At 43.0% G+C, this 19,893-nt stretch carries 18 protein-coding genes and 1 pseudogene; 8 read left to right on the forward strand and 11 right to left on the reverse strand.

What is annotated here, in order from left to right:
- Nucleotides 1-78: 78 nt before the first annotated feature.
- Nucleotides 79-858, reverse strand: coding sequence for a glycerophosphodiester phosphodiesterase family protein (locus Q8M62_RS08180; RefSeq protein WP_304900666.1), 780 nt, complete (start codon nt 856-858; stop codon nt 79-81).
- 369 nt (nt 859-1,227) lie between these two features.
- Here Q8M62_RS08180 and Q8M62_RS08185 point away from each other — a divergent pair, with 369 nt between their 5' ends.
- Entirely contained in the window at nt 1,228-1,893 is a 666-nt protein-coding gene (locus tag Q8M62_RS08185; protein WP_304900665.1) for an FAD-binding oxidoreductase, read from the forward strand.
- A gap of 74 nt (nt 1,894-1,967) precedes the next feature.
- Here the strand turns inward: Q8M62_RS08185 and Q8M62_RS08190 are convergent, their stop codons facing one another.
- Genes Q8M62_RS08190 through Q8M62_RS08210 form a run of 5 tightly spaced genes read right to left on the reverse strand, consistent with a single transcriptional unit; the run spans nt 1,968 to nt 5,357 of the window.
- On the reverse strand, nt 1,968-3,212 hold the full coding sequence (locus Q8M62_RS08190; protein WP_304900664.1) for a hypothetical protein: 1,245 nt from the start codon (nt 3,210-3,212) through the stop codon (nt 1,968-1,970).
- A gap of 49 nt (nt 3,213-3,261) precedes the next feature.
- A complete protein-coding gene (locus Q8M62_RS08195) occupies nt 3,262-4,002 on the reverse strand; it encodes a DoxX family protein (RefSeq protein ID WP_304900663.1) in 741 nt (246 codons plus the stop codon).
- 58 nt (nt 4,003-4,060) lie between these two features.
- Nucleotides 4,061-4,387, reverse strand: coding sequence for a hypothetical protein (locus Q8M62_RS08200; protein ID WP_304900662.1), 327 nt, complete (start codon nt 4,385-4,387; stop codon nt 4,061-4,063).
- A 60-nt stretch (nt 4,388-4,447) separates the two neighbouring features.
- Nucleotides 4,448-4,741: a transcriptional regulator gene (locus Q8M62_RS08205; protein WP_304900661.1), complete on the reverse strand. Its 294-nt coding sequence runs from the start codon at nt 4,739-4,741 to the stop codon at nt 4,448-4,450.
- 1 nt (nt 4,742) lies between these two features.
- Nucleotides 4,743-5,357, reverse strand: a complete 615-nt coding sequence (locus Q8M62_RS08210; protein ID WP_304900660.1) for a hypothetical protein — start codon at nt 5,355-5,357, stop codon at nt 4,743-4,745.
- Between the two features lie 355 nt (nt 5,358-5,712).
- On the opposite strand from Q8M62_RS08210, the gene Q8M62_RS08215 reads away from it, so the two are divergent.
- On the forward strand, nt 5,713-6,375 hold the full coding sequence (locus tag Q8M62_RS08215) for a hypothetical protein (RefSeq protein ID WP_304900659.1): 663 nt from the start codon (nt 5,713-5,715) through the stop codon (nt 6,373-6,375).
- Nucleotides 6,376-6,405: 30 nt separating this feature from the next.
- On the opposite strand, the gene Q8M62_RS08220 is transcribed toward Q8M62_RS08215, so the two are convergent.
- The 4 genes from Q8M62_RS08220 to Q8M62_RS08235 form a co-directional block, all read right to left on the reverse strand.
- Nucleotides 6,406-6,759, reverse strand: coding sequence for a DUF4260 domain-containing protein (locus Q8M62_RS08220; protein ID WP_304900658.1), 354 nt, complete (start codon nt 6,757-6,759; stop codon nt 6,406-6,408).
- 101 nt (nt 6,760-6,860) lie between these two features.
- Complete coding sequence (locus tag Q8M62_RS08225) at nt 6,861-8,054, reverse strand: esterase (RefSeq protein ID WP_304900657.1); 1,194 nt, start codon at nt 8,052-8,054, stop codon at nt 6,861-6,863.
- A 301-nt stretch (nt 8,055-8,355) separates the two neighbouring features.
- Complete coding sequence (locus tag Q8M62_RS08230) at nt 8,356-10,710, reverse strand: ABC transporter permease (RefSeq protein WP_304900656.1); 2,355 nt, start codon at nt 10,708-10,710, stop codon at nt 8,356-8,358.
- A 456-nt stretch (nt 10,711-11,166) separates the two neighbouring features.
- The gene (locus Q8M62_RS08235; protein WP_304900655.1) at nt 11,167-13,002 is read right to left on the reverse strand and encodes an alpha/beta hydrolase-fold protein; all 1,836 of its coding nucleotides are present in this window, start codon (nt 13,000-13,002) and stop codon (nt 11,167-11,169) included.
- Nucleotides 13,003-13,184: 182 nt separating this feature from the next.
- On the opposite strand from Q8M62_RS08235, the gene Q8M62_RS08240 reads away from it, so the two are divergent.
- Nucleotides 13,185-14,621 carry a M48 family metallopeptidase gene (locus tag Q8M62_RS08240; RefSeq protein ID WP_304900654.1) on the forward strand — a complete coding sequence of 479 codons (1,437 nt, stop codon included), beginning with the start codon at nt 13,185-13,187 and terminating at the stop codon, nt 14,619-14,621.
- A gap of 113 nt (nt 14,622-14,734) precedes the next feature.
- Here Q8M62_RS08240 and Q8M62_RS08245 read toward each other — a convergent pair.
- Nucleotides 14,735-15,644 (reverse strand): annotated as a pseudogene (locus tag Q8M62_RS08245) (glutaminase).
- 177 nt (nt 15,645-15,821) lie between these two features.
- Between Q8M62_RS08245 and Q8M62_RS08250 the strand changes: the two are divergent.
- From Q8M62_RS08250 to Q8M62_RS08265, 5 genes are all read left to right on the forward strand, one after another.
- Entirely contained in the window at nt 15,822-16,079 is a 258-nt protein-coding gene (locus Q8M62_RS08250) for a type II toxin-antitoxin system ParD family antitoxin (protein WP_304900653.1), read from the forward strand.
- Nucleotides 16,066-16,356 carry a type II toxin-antitoxin system RelE/ParE family toxin gene (locus tag Q8M62_RS21560; protein WP_370690550.1) on the forward strand — a complete coding sequence of 97 codons (291 nt, stop codon included), beginning with the start codon at nt 16,066-16,068 and terminating at the stop codon, nt 16,354-16,356. The genes Q8M62_RS08250 and Q8M62_RS21560 overlap by 14 nt, the downstream gene beginning before the upstream one ends.
- Before the next feature lie 170 nt (nt 16,357-16,526).
- Entirely contained in the window at nt 16,527-17,375 is an 849-nt protein-coding gene (locus Q8M62_RS08255; protein ID WP_304900722.1) for a carbon-nitrogen hydrolase, read from the forward strand.
- 2 nt (nt 17,376-17,377) lie between these two features.
- A complete protein-coding gene (locus Q8M62_RS08260; protein ID WP_304900652.1) occupies nt 17,378-18,454 on the forward strand; it encodes an agmatine/peptidylarginine deiminase in 1,077 nt (358 codons plus the stop codon).
- An 811-nt stretch (nt 18,455-19,265) separates the two neighbouring features.
- On the forward strand, nt 19,266-19,838 hold the full coding sequence (locus Q8M62_RS08265; RefSeq protein ID WP_304900651.1) for a Pycsar system effector family protein: 573 nt from the start codon (nt 19,266-19,268) through the stop codon (nt 19,836-19,838).
- Nucleotides 19,839-19,893: the final 55 nt, after the last annotated feature.

A 19,893-nucleotide genomic window follows, 5' to 3' on the forward strand; every position in this document is an offset into this window, starting at 1 on the left:
AAGCGAAGATACCCAAAACTGTATTAAATGAGCCATGCTATTCTTTCTCTTCCCTAAATGAGGTGAGGAAAGGTTTGTTTACTTCTTTCGAATCAATTCAAACAGCAGCTCGGGTTCATCGGTAGTGATGAAATCGGCCTTCTGATCGAGCAGCCACTGCATGTCTTCGGGATTGTTTACGGTCCAGGCATTGACAGTCAGTCCCAGATCCTGCGCTTCTTTGATCCATTCCGGCTTTGCTCTGAGCACCCGGATGTTGTAGTCAAAACCAAAAAAACCAGCTTCCTTGAGTTGGGCGGGGGATTTGTCCCCATTGAGGTAAGCGACATTGGCTTTGGGATCGGTTGCTATGGCTTTCTTTCCTCCTTCGTAGCTGAAAGTGATGTAATCCACCCACTTTTGGGCATTGAGTTCCTGTACGGTTTTGACGGATAGTTCCCCAACTTTCTCACTTCGCTCCACGCTGATTGCTGATGGTTTAAACTCCAGGATCAGCTTGGTTCCGGTTTGTTTCATCCCTTCAGCGAGGTATTCCTTCAGTGTAGGGATTTTTTCTCCGTTTGGAAGATTTTGTGTCAATAGCTGCGCATAGGTGGAAGTTTCGATGGGCATCCCTTTAAAATCCGCATCATGATTGACCACCAGCACTTCATCCGCAGTCATCCACACGTCAAACTCCGAACCTTCACAGCCCAATCGAATGGCTTCATTTAGAGAAGCAAGGGAATTTTGGGGATGATTTTGGGCTTTCCAAGCACCCCGGTGGGCGATGACTTTGTTTTGGTGAAACATATCTTTGGTGGAAACACAACTGCTGATCAGACAAATAAATAAGAATGCGGAAAGACCTCGAAACATAGAAAGATGGATTAAACCCCGAATTTGAAAGTCTAAGGTATCAAATTCGGGCCAGTTGGGTAAATCAATATTGGGATTTTGAAATAGAAAATAAATAGTTTAGGTAGTTGCTTTTCCTAATGATCAAGTCAAACAATCGAGCCTGCCTGAGGCAGACAGGCGTGATGAGAACGTCACACCAGAATGATTGTATGCCAAGCGAGTTTCCACCGGTCTTCCAGTTGGTATGGCCTTTGAAAAACAAATTATAATCAATTAAAAAAATAGATCGATCCTGCCTAAAAGAAGCTTTTTTATGATTCTAAGCAAAAGTCAATGAAACATTTTGAATCGGGATCGTTTGTAATAGCGTACTAAACTTAAATTTTTATGCCAGATTTTGTAAAAATCCTCGATATCCAACGCTTGACTTATGACGTCAAGCAATTTAGTGTAGAAAAACCCAAAGGATATAAATTTGTGCCAGGACAGGCAACCGAAGTGGCAATAAGAAAGAAAGATTGGGAAGAAGAAAAGCGCCCATTTACCTTCACTTCTTTGCCGGAAGATTCTCAACTGGAATTTGTTATCAAATCGTATCATGACCACAATGGCGTAACCAAAGCCATTGATGATTTGAAAATTGGTGAGGAGTTGATACTGGAGGAGTCATGGGGAGCCATTGAATATAAGGGGAAAGGAACCTTCATAGCCGGAGGAGCCGGAGTTACGCCATTTATCGCAATCCTCAAGGACCTTCAGAAAAAGGGAGAGCTTAAAGGAAACCAACTGATTTTTGCAAACAAAACCACCAAGGATGTCATTCTGGAGGAGTGGTTCCGAGCAATTTTAGGCGATGATTTCATCTCTATTTTGGATCAAGAAGAAAAATCAGGACATCAAAATGGCCGGGTGGATAAAGCTTTTTTGGAGCAGCATATTTCTGATTTTTCGCAGGAGTTCTATATCTGCGGTCCCGACCCGATGATCAAGGCGGTGAGTAAAAGCCTGGAAGAACTTGGCGCAAATCCAGAGGCTATCGTATTTGAGAAATAGCAGAATCCCGAATCTGAAGAGTAGAATTAAGGTAAAAAGCCGTCTCCAATTAAATTTGGAAACGGCTTTTTGGCTTATTGGAAATTAAAAATCACCGGAAAAAGAAACACTACAATCGCCGTCCAGATCAAATAAATTGGAAGATATTTGACCAGAGTTATTCCTACTTGATCAGGTTGCGCATTTTTTCGGACAGTTTGAATCAATTTATTGGCAACCAAAAGAAGATGGATCAGCATCAGTAAATTGACTCCCATAACGGCCATCCGATTGGGGGTAATTCCCCATTCCGAAATCCGAAATGCAATCGCCGAAAGTGCCACTCCATTGACCACGATCGTGATCAGAGAAAGTAAAACCAAAATCCAGATGCCGGGCCCTGACTTCTCTTCCTTGGAAGACTCTGCCACAGAGAAAAAGATCAAAGCCATCACCCCAATCAATAGCATGTTGAAGACCATAAGAAACTCCCGGTCGTTGTATGGATCCTTGCCTGCATAGACGATCGCTCCCAGATAGATCACCAGCATGATCAGGACCAGTGGGCTAAAGATTTTTGCGATGATGGGAGGGACTTTGTTGACCAGTTGGGGATTGGTCTGGGTCAGATGCGTGGCTACCAATGGGGCAGCAGCCAAGCCAAAAACCACGATGTATTCGAAGTAGAACTTCTCGATCTGAAGCCCGATCAAGCTAAATAAACCAATCGTGATTCCAGACATCAAGCCTCCGGCTAGAAGGAGAAGCGCTCCCATGATCACCGCGTCTCCGTTGAAATTGAGGTAGGCCAGCCGCCGGGAAAGGTCCCTGATTTTGGCTCCTGAAAAAACAAAGCCGAGCAAGCCCCAAAGTAACAGCGGCAGGTGAATGCAAGCCAGGATGAAGGTGTCACTTTCCTGATTTTCCGGAAGTAAGTTGATGTACAGAGCTGAAACCAAAATTACTCCTAAAGGGATAGCGAGGGAATTTAACGATAGTCTATGTTTCCATGCAAAATAGGCGGTGACAAATGGAAAGGCGATAAATCCCAAATTCCGGGGATAAAAGAACTCCTCGTCTATTGAAAAGATTGCCGGAAATTTGGCTAAAATTCCTGCCAGGAGCGCGGCAATCACCACGAACTTCCATTCGGCTTGACTTCCCCAACTGATTCGGTCGGAATCGTAGTTGAGGCGTTGGTGCCAGAATTCGGCGAGTCTATTTCCCCTGAGTTCTGGATAGATTTGGCCAAAAGAGTCTTTAAAGCCTGATTTATTTTTTCTGTAGAGACTTTCCAGATAGGCTGGATCATCAATATGGGATAGGATTTCTTCGTTCATGCTGTTGTCTTTTAAAGCTGTTGAGGGTAAGTTTTTTTAAAATGATATTCTAATTAGCCGGTTTGATTTTTTTCTTTTCTTCAAATTTTTCCAGACATCTGTTCAGCGAATTTCCCTGCGAATGGACGCATTCGCAAAATTGAAATCCGGCTGATTCGTTAGCCGTATTTTCAAACTGGGACCTGCAATCTCCCAAAGAATTTCGGGGCATCACCTGATGACCATAATTCGCAAACCCAATCACAAATCCCATAACCAAAATCACTCCTGTAAAAAATAGAAAAGGAAATTTACGCTCGTATTTATTGGGTTTGCCCAAGCTTACTTCCCGTGCACACCGGTTAAATGGAAGGATGTATTTCAGTTTGTCATAGTGCCAAGCTAGAATATACAGGTTTGCCATGACCATCAAAGGGGAGGAGACTATGGAACCTTCGAACCGAACTGCCAGGGACAGGATACAGATATTGACTATGATGGGCAAATAAATCAGGGCTCCAATAAGTACGGTGCCGGGGATGAGTAAAAACACGCCGGCCATCACTTGGGCATAACCTATGAAGGTGTAGTAATATCCTGTATGGTGCAAAGCTTCCAAATAGGCTCCCATGGGATGAAGCGCTGATAAGCCACTGGCAAAGCGTTCACCGAATATTTTCACCATTCCGGCGACAATGAAGGCGTAGGCCAATAAGATTCTGCATAGGATGACGAATAGCAAATGCCATCTATTTTGCTTTATTCGGAGGTAATATTCCTCCAAAACTGAGAAAAAACTGTTTGCTTCCATTCGTTTTGGATTCTTGGTTTTACAGTGGAAAGAGTTCTTATTTTTCAGTGTAAGTGAATCAATCCCAATGTCCGGTAAAGTTGAAAGCGATGACTGCACTGATCCATAATGCCACGAAATACAGCAGGGTACTGAAAATGATTGCGATCAGTTTTTGATTTCCCTTGGGAAACCAAAGAAATCCCATCAAATAGAAGAAAACACCTCCTGCAGCTCCACCCAAAGGTATTAGGATCAACGGAACTAGCATCCACGATTCGAGCATGTCCTCTTTAGTCAGAATTATGAAAAGCAATAATGAGAAAGGCGCTATTGCACCAAGTAGGGCAGGAAGCCCCAATTTTTTGATGTGAAAGCCCTGAAAGAAGTTAGTTGAATTGCCCATATTGGTTGAATTTAAATATTTGAAAGTACTTTGATTTTCAAAGTGAATGATTAAATTTTTTTAGGTTTTATTTTCGTTGATCAAATTTTCGAGGAATTCGAGATGCGACTGGAAAGCTTTTTTTCCATCCGCTGTGGCAGTATAATTCGTCAGGGGTTTTCGTCCGGCAAAGGTTTTTTCAACGGAGATGTATTCAGCATTTTCCAGATTTCGCAGATGAGAAGCCAGATTGCCGTCTGTGACTTCCAGTATTTCCTTAAAGGAATTGAAGTCATACTGCTCATTGACCATCAGGATGGACATAATTCGCAGTCGGATCACATTTTCGAAAGCCTTGTCGTAATTCCCCTTCACGTTATCGGTCGTATCGGTAATACATCATCGAGCCATAGACCACGTGCAGCACACCAAATCCCAAAGCCCAGCAGACGAGTCCAAATTCCGGAAAGAAGGCGGCCAGAATTCCCAGAAACAATTGCCCAATTCCGAGATTTTTGATCTCCCCCAAGGTGAAATGCGAGGCATTGATCAAGCCAAGTCCATAGAAAATCAGGGTTGTTGCTGCAATCAATTGGTAGGCATTTTCATGGATCAAAGCGAAAGAAAACAGACCTCCAGCCAATACAGGAATGAATAAGGCCAAGAGGAACCGTTTACTTGCCGGAGACCAAAACTGATGAGCCTTGCGCTGACTCTTTTGCTGACTGAGCAGGTATGCCGAACCTATAGCTAAAATCAAAACGACCAAAGCTACTGCCATCAAATTAACTTGAAGGTTTTCTCCATTCATGGGGATAAATTCCAGACCGTAAGTGGTGTCCGGAAAATAGATCCAATAGTAGGCAATGCCCGCTCCTACAAATGCATAAATCCCCGCCAGCACTCCTGCTAATCCACTGAGTGAAAGGAAGCGCGTGCTCCGCTCCATCATGGACTTGATCTCAGCTAATTCTTGTTCCGGTTTCCTCATATTTAAAAGTACTTTGTGATGCAAAGTAAGTGAAGAATTTAGATTTTTAACAAGTGGTGTGGGATTTTTTTTATTTGATTATCTGCATAGATGTCAGTGGATCAAAATGGCCTCGACTTTCTCCACTCCCCAATTTAAATCACTATAGGTCAACGTGCGACGGTTGGTGAGAGAAGTCGAAACTAGTTGAAGTGAATAGTAATAAAATTTGGTTGTTGGTAAGAAAGCGGATATACAGATTTTTTTGTATCCGGCCATTTTACCGGATCATATGAAGTAATCTAGGTCAAATGCCGTATGGCCTTTTTTTTCGGGCTTTATTTTCTTTGAACAGAAAAAAACAAATTATAATCGTATGAAAGATTTACTGTTTAAATGGATTTGGCTCGCCGCAGTTGTGGGTGTGTTGGTGTCTTGCGCTGATAGTAGCGATATGGATCCCGATGATCAGCAGGAAAAGACATCCGATAATCTGGACTTCGCTTTTACCCTAACTGGAGAAGAGAGTAGCTATTCGATGGAAATCGATGGAGTAGAGGTGAAGAATACTGCCGAGATTCTTAATACACTAAATGTGAACAAGTCGATTTCTGTTAATTTTTGGGGTCCGAGTAATGATTTCAACTTTGCAGGAATCAACTGGATTCCTCTCGGTATAGGAACCTACAAATCGGGTCATGATTTGGGTCCGGGAAATGGCACCTTTGGCAATAACCTCTTCATGATGGCTTTTGTCAAGAAGAACAATATAAAACATTTCGCATACTCTGCCCATGAGTATGGATTTCTGGAATCAGAAAAAATTCCAGGATCGTCGTGCACAGTGAAAATCATTAAATTTGAAGGAAAGCAAACTTCCTACAGTTTTATGAACGGGACTTTCAATCAGTTTATCGGAACAGTGGAAGGACAGTTTGCAGGGACTTTCAAAACCAAAGAAGGACAGGAAATCAAAGTCACCAAAGGTCAGTTTCGAATAATTCGGAAACTTCCTCCGGGAGCAGTGATCGTGGGCTGATTTTCGAAGGCTTCTCTTTTGAGGAAGCCTTCACTTTTTGCCAATTTCGCCCAAATGGGTGAATTTGAAGCCTTTTTCATATTTCAGTCCATATCCCATTATCCTGTCAAAAGAGGAATGGGAGAAGAGTATAATGCCGGCGATTTCCAAAATTTGATTGTTCATAAACAATCCCAATCCGAAGATAAATAGTGCGATTCCCTTGTGATGAAAAAGATTATAAGTCCAAGTGCCGATTTTTTCATCAAGTAAATACCCGATCATTCCGAGATCAGGAAGTAAAAACAGGCCTGCAAACCACCACCAACTGATTTCTGTAAGAAAAAAAGCCCAAAGGCTTAGTGCAAACATGGCTAATTCCTCCAATTTCAAAAGTTTGTTCATACCCAGCTGATTTAAATTTTGAAAGTAGGGAAAAGCTCAAAAACGAAAAAGCGCAATCCACATTGAACTGCGCTTTCGCTGTAGAAAGTTTGTTTTTTTATTTAGAAAAGCATCGGAGCAAACATGGAAAGGTAAATCCTCCAGTTTCTCCAAATATGTCCTCCTTCGCTTTCCACGTAGGTATAAGGCATCTTCATCGCATCGAGTTTAGCGATGTATTCCTTGTTGGCGTTGTATAGGAAATCCGTTTTACCAATCGCTATCCAGTAGAGCTTGTAGCTATTGTCCATTTGGGCTTTCAAGGTCTGATCAAAATTACTATACACCCTGCCTGTGGCATCTTCCCGTGGCATGATTGCCGCCGAGAATAGTCCCATATAATCGAAGGTATTTGGATAGTATCTGGAAATATGGAGTGTATGGTAACCTCCCATGGATAGCCCTGCTATTGCCCGGTTAGCCTTATCAGTTTTTACCCGATAGCTGCTTTCTACAAACTTGATAATATCTTCAAAAGCACCTTCATACGTTCCATCCATCGTGTTTGGAATCATAAATTGAGGCTTGTAAAAGTTTTTGCTGCCTTCTCCCGGAGCTCCGTCTTGGATGACATTTCCGTTTGGCATGACCACGATCATCGGTTTGGCTTTGCCCTCAGCGATCAGATTATCCATGATCTGAGCAGTACGTCCTAGGGCAATCCATGCCTCTTCGTCACCACCAGCTCCGTGAAGGAGATAAAGCACGGGGTATTTATCAGTGGAGGTCTCATATCCTGGTGGAGTATAGATGGTGATTCTACGGTCCATTTTCAAACCCGGAGAGTCATACCAGCGACGGGCAACTGTGCCGTGCGGAATGTCATTGGTCTTGTAAAGATCCGCATGTCCACCTCCGACGATGAAGATATTGGTGGCTGAGGCGACATCACGGATAAGAAACGGATTGCTTGGATCTGTAGTGTTAAAGCCATCTACAGAAAAGGAATAATTGTAAAGTTCTGGACTTAAAACAGGTGTCTTAAATTCCCAAACGCCATTTTCTCCTTTTTTCAATTCAGCTTTTCCGGGGCCATCCATTTGACCCATCGGTGTTTCCATTTTTACCGAGGGAAGGAAATCGCCAGTTACCTGAACTGCCGTGGCATTGGGAGCATGCAGTCGGAAGGTGACTGAATTGTCCTCATGTATTTCCGGGGAAACGATGTTTTGTGGACGAAAAAGAGCTTCCTGAGCATGGGAATTGAATCCAATTGTTGCCAGGAAAAACAGGGCAGTAAGCAGGTGTTTTTGCATAATTATTTTTCTATTGTCTCAAAGTGTGAAAATAGAAAAAAGGAAGTTGAGAACAAAGGGTGTGTCCTTAATTTTTAATCTTGAAGCGTAGGAAGGATCCCATAGGGGTATTGCTTTGATTAGGAAAATCAAATCCTAAATGCCTTCAATTTTCTAATGGCTAAAAAGGGATATCTGATTTCTTCCAGGTAGTCACATTTAACGAGACTTGAAATTCGAATTTGACTACCCCGCCACGCCTCAGCGCCTGTGAAGTAGACAACTGTTGTCTGTCAATTGTAGCCTGTTGAAGAATTTCCCCTTATCCTTCAGTCTGAAGCGATTCCACCGGATTGGTCCAAGCCGCCTTGATCGTATGGTAACCAACGGAGAGAAAAGTCAGCCCGAGCATTGCGATTGCTGTCAGCAAATACAAAGTCCAGCGAACCTCCGTATGGAAGGTGAAGTCAGCGAGAAACTGATCGATAAAATACCAGGCCAATGGAAATCCTATCCCCAAGCTGACCAATACCAACAGGGCAAAATCGCTGCAAAGCAAAAGGGAAAGACTGCCAGCAGACGCCCCGAGTACTTTTCGGATTCCGATTTCCTTGGTTCTCCGTTCGGCTGTAAACGATGCCAATCCAAACAATCCCAAACCGGATATCAGAATTGCCACCACTGTAAAAGCCAGTGCCAGTTTGCCGATCACTTGTTCACTTCGGTATTCCCGGTCAAACACTTCCTCAAGAAAAGTGAATTCGAAAGGGTAGTCGGGATTATGTTTTTTGAAAACGGATTGGATCTGATCTACGGTGGCCGCTATGGGAGTCAGACCGGAGACTTTGATAAAGTAGTGGTAGCCGATATTTTCAGAATACATGAAAATCATCGGCTCGATGTCCCGTCTGAGGTTATCATTGTGAAAATCCTCTGTAATTCCGATGATTTGTCCTTTTCCGTTCCACATTTCCAGTTCTGTTCCCACCGCCTGTTCGGGATCCAAGCCCATCACTTCAGCGGCCTTTTTGTTGATGAGGTAGTTTGATGCGTCTTGAATGCCGGCGAAGTTTCTTCCGGCACGCAATGGAATATTCAAAGTGGGAAGAAAGCCCTCATCGCAGCGGTAGATCTTAAAGTTCAGGGTAGATTGATCGGATTTTCCCGGCCAGACGGGATCAGGACTGGTGATCGGAACGGAGAAAATGCTATTGCCCCCAAAGGCAATATTGGAAACTCCTGAAAGCTGGAGCAGGTCGTTTTTGATGCCCACATAGTTTTTGACGATTCCTTCATTTTGGTCAATGACCAGGATATTTTCTTTGTCAAAGCCCAGATTTCGCTCGCTAATGAATGTAATCTGCTGGTACACTGCAATGCTTCCTACCACCAAAATAGCCGAAGTGGCAAATTGTGCCACGACCAAAACTTTCCTGACACTACTTCCACTGAGCATTGAGCGACTGTCACCTTTCAGTACTTTGATCGGATTGAACCCGGAAAGCACCAAGGCAGGATAGCTTCCGGAAAGTATCCCGGTGAGCAGGGTAATGGATAGTATCCCAAGCAAAAAAACAGGATTTGTTAATTCAAGGCTGACGGACTTTTCCGTGACTTGATTGAAAAAAGGCAAGAGTAGCTGAACCAGCAAAACTGCAAAAATCAGGGCAAGCCAGGAAAGCAAGACTGATTCCATGATAAATTGGAGGATCAGCTCGGAGCGCCCTGCTCCGAAAGATTTGCGAACGCCGACCTCACGCCCTCTGGTCCCGGATCGGGCAGTCGCCAGATTGATGAAGTTGATGCAGGCCATCACCAGAATCAGGAATGCTACCGCCCCGAACAGGTAAACTTGCTGGATTCTTCCTCCCACATTCACTCCATTTTCAAATTCACCGTGAAGTCGCAGCTTTTGATAGGGAAACAGAAAAGGGATACTGGTGCATTCCGCACAGTTGGCTTGTATTAGATCGGAAATTTTTGAGTTGGGGTTTGAGCTGTTTTCCCGGAGCAAGACCGCTGTGCGGGATCCGCCTGACTGCCAGTTTTGCATCCAGGGATTTTCCTTCAAGTACAGTTCGAAAGGAATGACAAAATCAAATTGAAGCCTGGAATTGACTGGGATGTCTCTGAAAACTCCCGACACAGTCAGGTCTTGGTTTTGGTTCAGGATGACGCTCTTTCCAATCGGGTTTTCCTGCGGAAAAAGCTTTTCAGCAAGACTTTCCGAAATGACGATAGTATTCAATTCTCCCGGATGATTTCCCGGTGTTCCTTTCAGAAAAGGAAAAGTGAAAACCCCAAAAAAGGCAGAGTCAGCATAGATCCCGGTTTCGTTAAACCCAACTGTTCCATTCTTTACCAGGAGGTCTGTTTCAAAACTGTATCGTGCGGCAGCTTCGATTTCCGGGATCTCGGCCAACAATTCGTCCTTAAGTACTGCAGGAGGTACAGCGTGGGTGCTGATGCTTGCGTCGGGAAGTTCCGAATGGATCATGACGCTATAGATGCGGTCGCCGTTGGTCAGAAAGCGATCATACGAAACTTCATCCAAGATCCATAGCAGGATAAAAATGCTCACAGCAATACCTGAGGTAAGTCCAATAATATTGATTAGCGTGTAGCCCTTGTGACGAATCAGGTTACGAAATGAAGTCTTGAGGTAATTTTTCCACATATGTTGCTAAAGTTTCTGGGAAGGTCTGCTCCACCCGGATTTTCGCTTCCCTTCCAAATTCAAAGCCTATGCCTATTTGAACTGTTCAAATCGGCTTCAAATAGCCTATTTTAGACTTTTACCGAGTTTTCATCGGACAATTTTGTTCGATTTTGGGAAAAATCGCATCAAAAACTTTTTAGGAGGTAACTGGTGGGTTTGCTTGCCATACAAATCAAAGAGTGCCAATCATAATCAATATGAAGGTTGAAATACCAAAAGTCAATTAAATTAAAATCTAATTAGATCCCATAGATCAATCAAAATTCTTAATCAAATGGCAACAGTGCTGAAGGCACGATCTGTTTTTGTCGCGAAAGGCACAATGAAGCACGAAGTTTTTTAATCAAATGAATCAAAGTCCACATAACACTGCAAGAGCTTTTTGGATTGTCCTTTGCAAGGTGCTGATCCTCATTAATCCATATTCTTCTTATCCACTACCCAACCTTCTGATTGAGCAAGACCAGGTTTCTTTCCGGAAAATAGTTTTCCCGCTTCTTTGTCTCCCTTGAGTTGCCATTTGTACCATGCTGTAGCCACTTTGGCAAATTCACCGCCATAAGGTTTACTATAGGTTCCGCCATGACCCACATCCAAATTGCCCACGAAAATCGGCACATGATTAATCCGCTCAAAATCATCCATTCCATTGCCATAGGCGATATCCGATTCTCCTCCTAAAAGATAGAGAGTAGGAACTTTGATGTTGTTTAGCTGTGCTTTGGTCACCTGCGGCATACCGGGCATTCCTCCTCCTGGATTGCCCAAAACCCCGCTGTTGAACACGCCCACAGTGGTAATTCGCGGATCACCAGCAACCTCCAAGGTCTGTAATCCCCCACAGGACATCCCGCTCACAGCAATATTTTTTACATCGAGCTTTTGATAATAGGGGCTTTTTGGATCTGTATTCTGAGCGATGGCCCAGTCAATAGCATCCAATAATTTATGTGATTTAGAGCGGACCTCAGTTTGCGTGGGCATCGTGCCAATGGCAATGACCAAGAATCCATGTGAAGCCACTTCATTCAGAAAGTTGACATGTTCCCAAGGGGAATCAAAGCAAGCCCCATTGCCCCAGGCGATAATTGGGAGTTTTTCAGTGGAACCAAATTTCGATAAATCCTGAGGTTTGAAGATCGTGTGCCTGGGAAGAGATGCCTCATTCATCATGATGGCAGGGTATTTACCTGTTCCTCCGTTTTCGATGATTTCAGATATTTTTTCAGGCTGAAATACCAGATTTTTGGAGAAGAAAGGCAATGCTTTGGTCTGAATTCGCTCAGCGATACGATTGAGGTGATCGCCTTCATAGCTTTCATAGTAATGGGGGACTTGATAGGAATCCAATAACTCATGAAGTTTTTTTGTGCCTTCGCTGATTCCCCGATCTTGTATTCCTGCATCTATGCCGATAGCTTTAAGTTTTTTTAGATTGGGAATATATTGATCGACAATAGACAGGGTCCGGTTGGCAATGATTTTATTGATCACTTCCTGACGGGGTTCTCCATCTTTTGCAGGGAGATCAAGGTAGAAAGGAGGGTTTTTTGGATTGGGAGCAAAAGCCGCAGAAGTAGCCAGCGTGGCAATTTCAAAAAATGAGGCGCCATCAATCTGATCCGCAGTGAAGCCTTCCAATTTGGTGATCAATTCCGTATTTGTCGTGGCCCCACCATCCATACAGCAGGGACTCAAGGCATAGATGGAGGAGAAAACATCAGGATACTTCATGCCCAACCGCATGGTTCCATATCCGCCCATGGAATGTCCTGCCAAACCACGACTTTCTTGCTTGGCCAAAGTCCGGTAGTTGGCGTCAATGTGGCTCACGAGCTCTTTTGCGACGAACGTTTCCCAGTCGCCGACAGTTGCCGAACTTGCATACATGCTTCCCTTGAAGCGGTTGTAGGCATTGGGCATGACAACGATCATCTCCTTGGAAAGTCCCTCAGCGATGGATTGTTCGATCACATCCTGCAGGTTAATCCAATGTTTTTCCCAGCCAAACCACTGGGAATCCGTATCGGTAAATCCATGTAGCATATAGAGTACCGGGTAGCGCTTTTCTGGATTGGCCACGTAGGAGGGAGGAAGGTAAACGGTCACGTCCCGATCGGCTGGATCACCGACTAGATTGCCTTCAAGGGCGGTGCTGTGCAGTTTGATACGTTCTTTGGTGCCCTTTTGGGAGAATGCTGTGAAAGTCCCCAAGCAAAGTAGGAGAGTAAACAAAAAAAGCTTTTTCATAGGTTAATGGGTTTAGGTTGGGGCTAAAAGTATGCCTTCTGCTGAACTCGTGCAATATTTGTGATTGGTAATTATTATCAGGCATAATTCTCTCAATTTTCTTAGTGTTTGAAATAGATAAATTGGAAAATGGATGAATGTTTTTAAAGGAGACTTTACCTTGTGGTACAAAAGTTAGGACCATGACAAAAAAGAAGCCCAAACCCCAAAAAACCACTTTTAATCCTATCACTTATTTGAAAACTGGAAATGCTCGGAAACTGCCGGTTTTCGAGTGCCTTCTTCCAAAAGATTGGGAAGAAATCAAGAAGTTCCCGGTGATCTTCTCCAGGAAGCATGTGAATGGAAATGTAACATTCATTTCCGTTTTGGTAGATTTATTATGTACGGGGGTCAAGGATGTCCTGTTTTTTGTCAACGAACCCGAATCCCTCTATCGGGAAATTTTGGATACTTATAGGGAAGAGTTAATGTTGGATTTTGAACCTGTATCCTACGAGTTAATTCATAATGTAATTTTTGAATCCGTCGCTTTTGCTGATGAATATGGGATTGCTCCACATGAAGATTTTAGGTATGCAGAGATGATATTGAATGAGGATTCGGACGATTTTCCGAGGATCGAAGTGCCTCTTGGCGAAGGTGGAAAAGCGCAGCTTTACCTGAATTTTGATGATGAACGAGCCCCTTATTTTGAGCGGCAAATATTGAAATATGGGGAAGCCGGTTCGTATGAAATTATCCGAAATGATTTTGATCCTTTCTTGGATGAGGATGATTTCGATGAGGAAGATATGGAGGATAAATATTCAGAACCATGTTTCACTTGGGATGAATGGGATTGGAAGGAATTTTATGAGGAGGGAAATTTTGTAAAATTAACCAACGAAATTGTGATTTACACGCTTACCAGGTTACCCGAATACTCTTATGATGAAATGATCGAGGAGCCAATGTTTGCTCCATTTTTGGAGATTTTTCACACTGACGAGCCTACCTCCAAGTATTCCTTCACGAAGGAAGAGCAAAAATACATGGCTGAGGTCTATGAAAGACTCGAATTTTCTGATTTGGAATTTGATGAGGCTGATCCGGAGCTACTGAAAATGATTGAAACCGGGATCAAGAAGTATCCCAAAAACAGAATCTTGCATCAGTACAAATGGGAGTATTTTCAACGAAGCGGAGATTTGCCTCAATCTTTGGAAGTCGCTTTGGAGATGAAAGCGAAATTCCCCGACTACTTGTTTGGCTTATCCTGTCATGCGCAAACCTTGATTGAAATGGGTGAGGTCGATTCCATTCCAGAGGCGATGAACGATTTCACGAAAATCCAGGATTTTTTACCTGAGAGAGAGAAATTTCATATCACAGAGTTACAGTCCTTCTATTCGCCTTGGATTTACTATTATGCCAAAACAGGGCAACTGAGGGCTGCTTCTTTTCTATTTGACCTACTCGAAGATCATTTTGTACTCATTTCTTTTCCTTTGCATCCACTTGTCGAAACTGCACTCGCTGAGGCTGCACTTAAAGTCGTCGAACCTTTTTACAAGAAGGTCAAGGCAGGTGAAGTCTCAATTGAGGAGTTTTTAGATCTGATGATGGGGGAAGACTAAATCTATGTGAAGCAAGGAGATTCCGGCAGTTTCGGTGCCTAAAAATTGAGAATCTATGGTTTTACCTACGATTCCAAAGCCCCATTTTCCAAGGAAGAGCATCCTTCAGCTCCCTAAAACAAAGAAAACTTCAACTTATCCGTCAACAGTTCCAAAGCCATAATCGACTTGACAGAATTTCCTTTTTCATTGAGTTCAGGACTCCAGACAGCAATACTGAATTTGTGGGGCATGACCGCAGCCACTCCGCCACCGACACCACTTTTGCCGGGAAGGCCCACCCGATAGGCGAATTCTCCCGCTTCATCATAAAATCCACAGGTCAGCATGATGGCATTGATTCGCCTTGCATAGCTTTCTGTAACTATTTCCCGCTTGGCATAAATGGAATAGCCATCATTTGCCAAAAAAGAACCTTGCCAAGTCCACACAAGTCATTTCCATGGCACAATGGGCGACATAGGTTTTTACTACTTCTTCCACGTTGTTGTCAAAATTTTCAAAAGCTTTTAAAAAGTATCCTAAAGCAATATTTCGCTCTGAGTGTTTGAGTTCAGAATTCATCACTTCCTGATTGATTTTGATACACGCTGTTCCTACTAGTTCATTGATGAACTTGCTGACTTCTGCGATAGGATCATCAAACTTGGAGGTCAGCGCATCGGTAATCACAAGAGCTCCAGCATTGATAAATGGATTTCTTGGGATGCCTTTCTCAAATTCCAGTTGCGCGATTGAATTAAATGGATCCCCACTAGGCTCCACATTCACCCGTGACCAGAGTTTGCTTTCAAAAATGCGAGCCACCATGGCGAGCGTGTAAACCTTGGAAATACTCTGGATGGAAAACGCTTCTTGATAATCGCCCGCGCCGAAGATATTTGCTTCCAAATCCACCAAGGCTATTCCAAATTTATCCCCATCCACGCTAGCCAGTTCAGGGATATAGTCAGCCACTTTTCCCCGTGGATTTGCCGACTTTATTTCATGGTAAACTTCGTCTATTAACTCCTGATAGTCCATGAGGTCAAAGTGATGAATTCGCTTCTAAAATCAAATTCTAAGTTGAACATGTTCGAAATATTCTGTGAACAATTATTTTTTTGAAAACTCGAGAAAAGCCAGAAGAGGTGATTGACTTTTGAAGTGTAAACAATAATTTGCATCAATCGTATGAATATTGGTGTAAATTAACTTACTATGTCTACAATTAGAAAAACATTGACTTTCACAGATCAACAGGATTTATGGATCAAAGCTCAAATTGAAGGTGGGGATTTTACCAATGAGTCTGAATACATTCGACATCTTATTCGCCAAGACCAAGATCGAAAAAGTAAATTTCAAGATTTGAAAATTGCAATTCAGGAGGGAATAGACTCTGGTGTATCCACCAAATCTTTTTCAGATATTCTGAGAAACGTAGAAGTACAGTTGAAAGCTGATGGCAAGCTTTAGGTTATCGTTAAAGGCTGAGGAAGATCTCACTGAAATTTATACTTATGGGATCTTACAATTTGGATATCCTCAAGCGGAAAAATATACCACAGGGTTAGAAGAAACTTTATTGAATTTGGCTCAATTTCCTTATTTGGGAAAAGAATCCAATTTTTTGTATCGAGGTTTAAGGGAATTTATCTATAAGTCCCATCTGATATTTTACCTTATTGAAGAGGAAGGGATTTTGATAGTTAGGATTTTGCATCAGAGCAGAGATTACAAAAATTTTGTCTAATTGACTTTTGTTTAACTAGAACGGAACTAGGTCCAACTTCTAACCTTCCAATTTTTCAATTTTCAAATCTTGCAATTTAACTCCTCATTTGCCATTCCACCCCATCCAAGCTACCTTTACATCCTCATCCAAACTTTTAACTCGTGGCAAACAAAACCGTCAAAGTAGGAATGGTCCAACTCAGTTGCTCTGGGAATGTGGCCGAAAATATGGAAAAAACTTTCGCAGGCATTCGCACTGCTGCCCAAAAGGGTGCTCAAGTCATTGTCTTGCAGGAGCTTTTTAGATCGCTCTACTTCTGCGATGTAGAGGATTATGACAATTTTCTCCTTGCCGAAGCCATTCCCGGTCCTTCTACAGATGCCATGGGAGCCTTGGCCAAAGAACTTGGGGTGGTGATCGTTGCTTCGCTTTTTGAAAAAAGAGCGGAAGGGCTTTACCATAACACCACGGCTGTTTTGGATTCTGACGGAACCTATCTCGGTAAATACCGAAAAATGCATATTCCTGACGATCCGGGCTATTTTGAGAAGTTTTACTTCACACCGGGAGACTTGGGCTACAAGGTTTTTCCAACCAAATTCGGCAAAATCGGCGTCCTCATCTGCTGGGATCAATGGTATCCGGAAGCAGCCCGAATTACGGCATTGAAAGGCGCCGACTTTTTGGTGTATCCTACCGCAATCGGTTGGGCGCTTCATCAGGATGAGCAGACCAACGATGATCAATACAATGCTTGGCAGACGATTCAGCGTTCACACTCCGTGGCTAATGGTATTCCTGTAGTTTCAGTAAATCGAACCGGAATAGAAGGGCCGATGCAGTTTTGGGGAGGGTCTTTTGTGTCCAATGCTTTTGGAAGAGTAACCTACAAAGCCCCTCACTTGGAAGAAGAGATTCATGTGGAGGAGTTGGACTTGACCGGGTCGGATCGCTACCGCACGCATTGGCCATTCCTGAGAGACCGTCGCATTGACTCCTATGCACCGATTACCAAGCGCTACCTCGACGAAGAATAGGCATGAGAGACGTTTTTGAACTTGCCAGATCCGGAGCAGCGACTCCGGCAGAATTGGGCTACTATTTCCCTGCGGAATTTGCACCCCAGGAATCCATGTGGCTGAGTTGGCCACACAAGGAAGAATCCTGGCCTGGAAAAATCGACACGATCTACGCGCCTTATTCTCAATTTGTCAAGGAAGTAGCCGCAGGTCAGAAGGTTAATATCAATGTGGCCGATGCCGAAATGAAAGCTTTCGCCCTGAAGCACCTGAAGGAAGCTGGAGTGAAACTCAGTAATGTGACTTTTCACTTGTTTCCAACAAATGATGCATGGTGCCGGGATCATGGTCCTGCATTTTTAATAAACCCAGATTCGGAGTATAAAAAAGCAATTGTCAAATGGGAGTACAATGCCTGGGGTGAGAAATACCCGCCGCATGACCTGGATAACATGATTCCACTGCACATAGCGACGCATTTGGGCATTCCCAGCTTTCGACCAGGGATCGTCATGGAAGGTGGTTCGGTGGAATTCAACGGAAAAGGAACCCTGCTTACTTCCAAGGCTTGTCTGCTAAATGAGAACCGAAACCCAACCCTGAACCAATCTCAGATCGAAAAATACCTTCGAGATTACTATGGAGTAAACCATATTCTCTGGGTAGGGGATGGGATCGTTGGAGACGATACCGATGGACATATCGATGACATCACCCGATTTGTAAATGCAGACACGGTGGTCACGGTGATTGAGAAAAACAAGTCAGACGAAAACCATGAAATTCTGGAGGAGAATCTTAAACTTTTGAAAAAGATGCGGCTGGAAGACGGAAAGCAACTCAATATTGTGGAGCTCCCGATGCCGGGTATGGTAATTTGGGAGGAACAGCGACTTCCGGCTTCCTATGCTAATTTCTACATCGGAAATGAGGTCGTGGTAGTTCCGACCTTCCGGGATAAAAATGACCAAAAGGCTTTGGATATTCTGAGCGATTGCTTCAAAGATCGAAAAGTTGTTGGCATTGACAGCACGGATATTATCTGGGGATTGGGATCATTTCATTGCCTGAGTCAGCAGGAACCGTTTGTGGAGTAGGCAGTTTACAGTGTTCAGTCACAGTAGGCAGAAAGTTAAGTCAGAAGTATAAATCAGAAATCTGAAAGGCAGTCTTAATTGGCTGTCTTTTTTTTGGCTCACAGATGACGCAGATAAGCACAGATAAGAAAAAAAATCTGCGTAGCTCAGCGAATTTTTCAGCGCAAATCCGCGGGATATTTTCAGTATTCAGTCTCAGTTGGTAGAAAGTCAAGTCAGAAATCTGAAGAAATGAAAGGCAGTCCTTAGTTAGGCTGTCTTTTTTTGGCTCACAGATGACACAGATAAGCACAGATGAGAAGAAAAAAATCAGCGGAATTCCGCGCAGATCAGCGGGATATTTCCAGTGTTCAGTCACAGTTGGCAGAAAGTTAAGTCAGAAGTATAAAATCAGAAATCTGGAAGGCAGTCTTAATTGGCTGTCTTTTTTTGGCTCACAGATGACGCAGATAAGCACAGATGAGAAGAAAAAAATCAGCGGAATTCAGCGGCTTTTTCAGCGCAAATCAGCGGAAAAATATTAATGAGAATTCAGTAATGAGCCTGGATGGAATTTTAAGTCAGAAAGATAAATTCAGAAATCTGAAAAAATGAAAGGCAGTCCTGGTGATTGCCTTCTTTTCTTAAAAAAGCTTACAGATGGCTCAGATTGTCACAGATGCAATTAATCTGTGGTTTTCGGGGCCAACTGTGAATAAACCTAAGTCTCGTCTTAACCCTAAAGACTGGACACTCTTCCATAGAAAAACTACCTAATACTTGATACTCGGTATGAAATATTCCTTAATTTCAAAGCAAATACCCTCAAGTTATGGAAGAACCAATTTTGGAGAAAAAAAAGGATAAGGATAAAACTGAACGCGAAAGGCAGACTTTTTACCGCGTCACTTTCAAAAATAACTGTAATCTCCTTCAAATCGCAGACAATAAGGCGAATATTATCATCAGCATTAATGCCTTGGTGATTTCATCTACAATTGCGATCCTGGGCTATGGTTCCATGTCTCAATTGATCGAAATCAATTCACCATTAACCATCATACCCATTTTACTATTCTTAGGTGTGATCCTCACTTCCACCATGCTTGCCGTTCAGGCTGCCAAACCATCAATTATCGGGAAAGCAAAAAATCAAGAGGCAAAACCTAAATCTAGCCTCATGTTTTTTGGAGAAAGCGCCAAATACACCATGGAAGATTACTTGGAAGAAACCCGAAAAATGCTCTTGGAAAAAGACTCCATTCAGGATCATATGTCAGTTTCACTTTATTACCAAGGCAAAGTGCTTGATCGTAAATACAAATTAATCCGAAAGGCTTATGAAGTATTTGTGCTTGGATTGGCTGTTGGGATTGTCATTTTTATCGCTGTCTTGATGTTTTGAGTTGCGCATTTACAACTCAACCGCAAAAAAATATCACTTTTCGATTTAAACGGTA

It is taken from the genome of Algoriphagus sp., assembly GCF_030694375.1.
GTDB lineage: Bacteria > Bacteroidota > Bacteroidia > Cytophagales > Cyclobacteriaceae > Algoriphagus.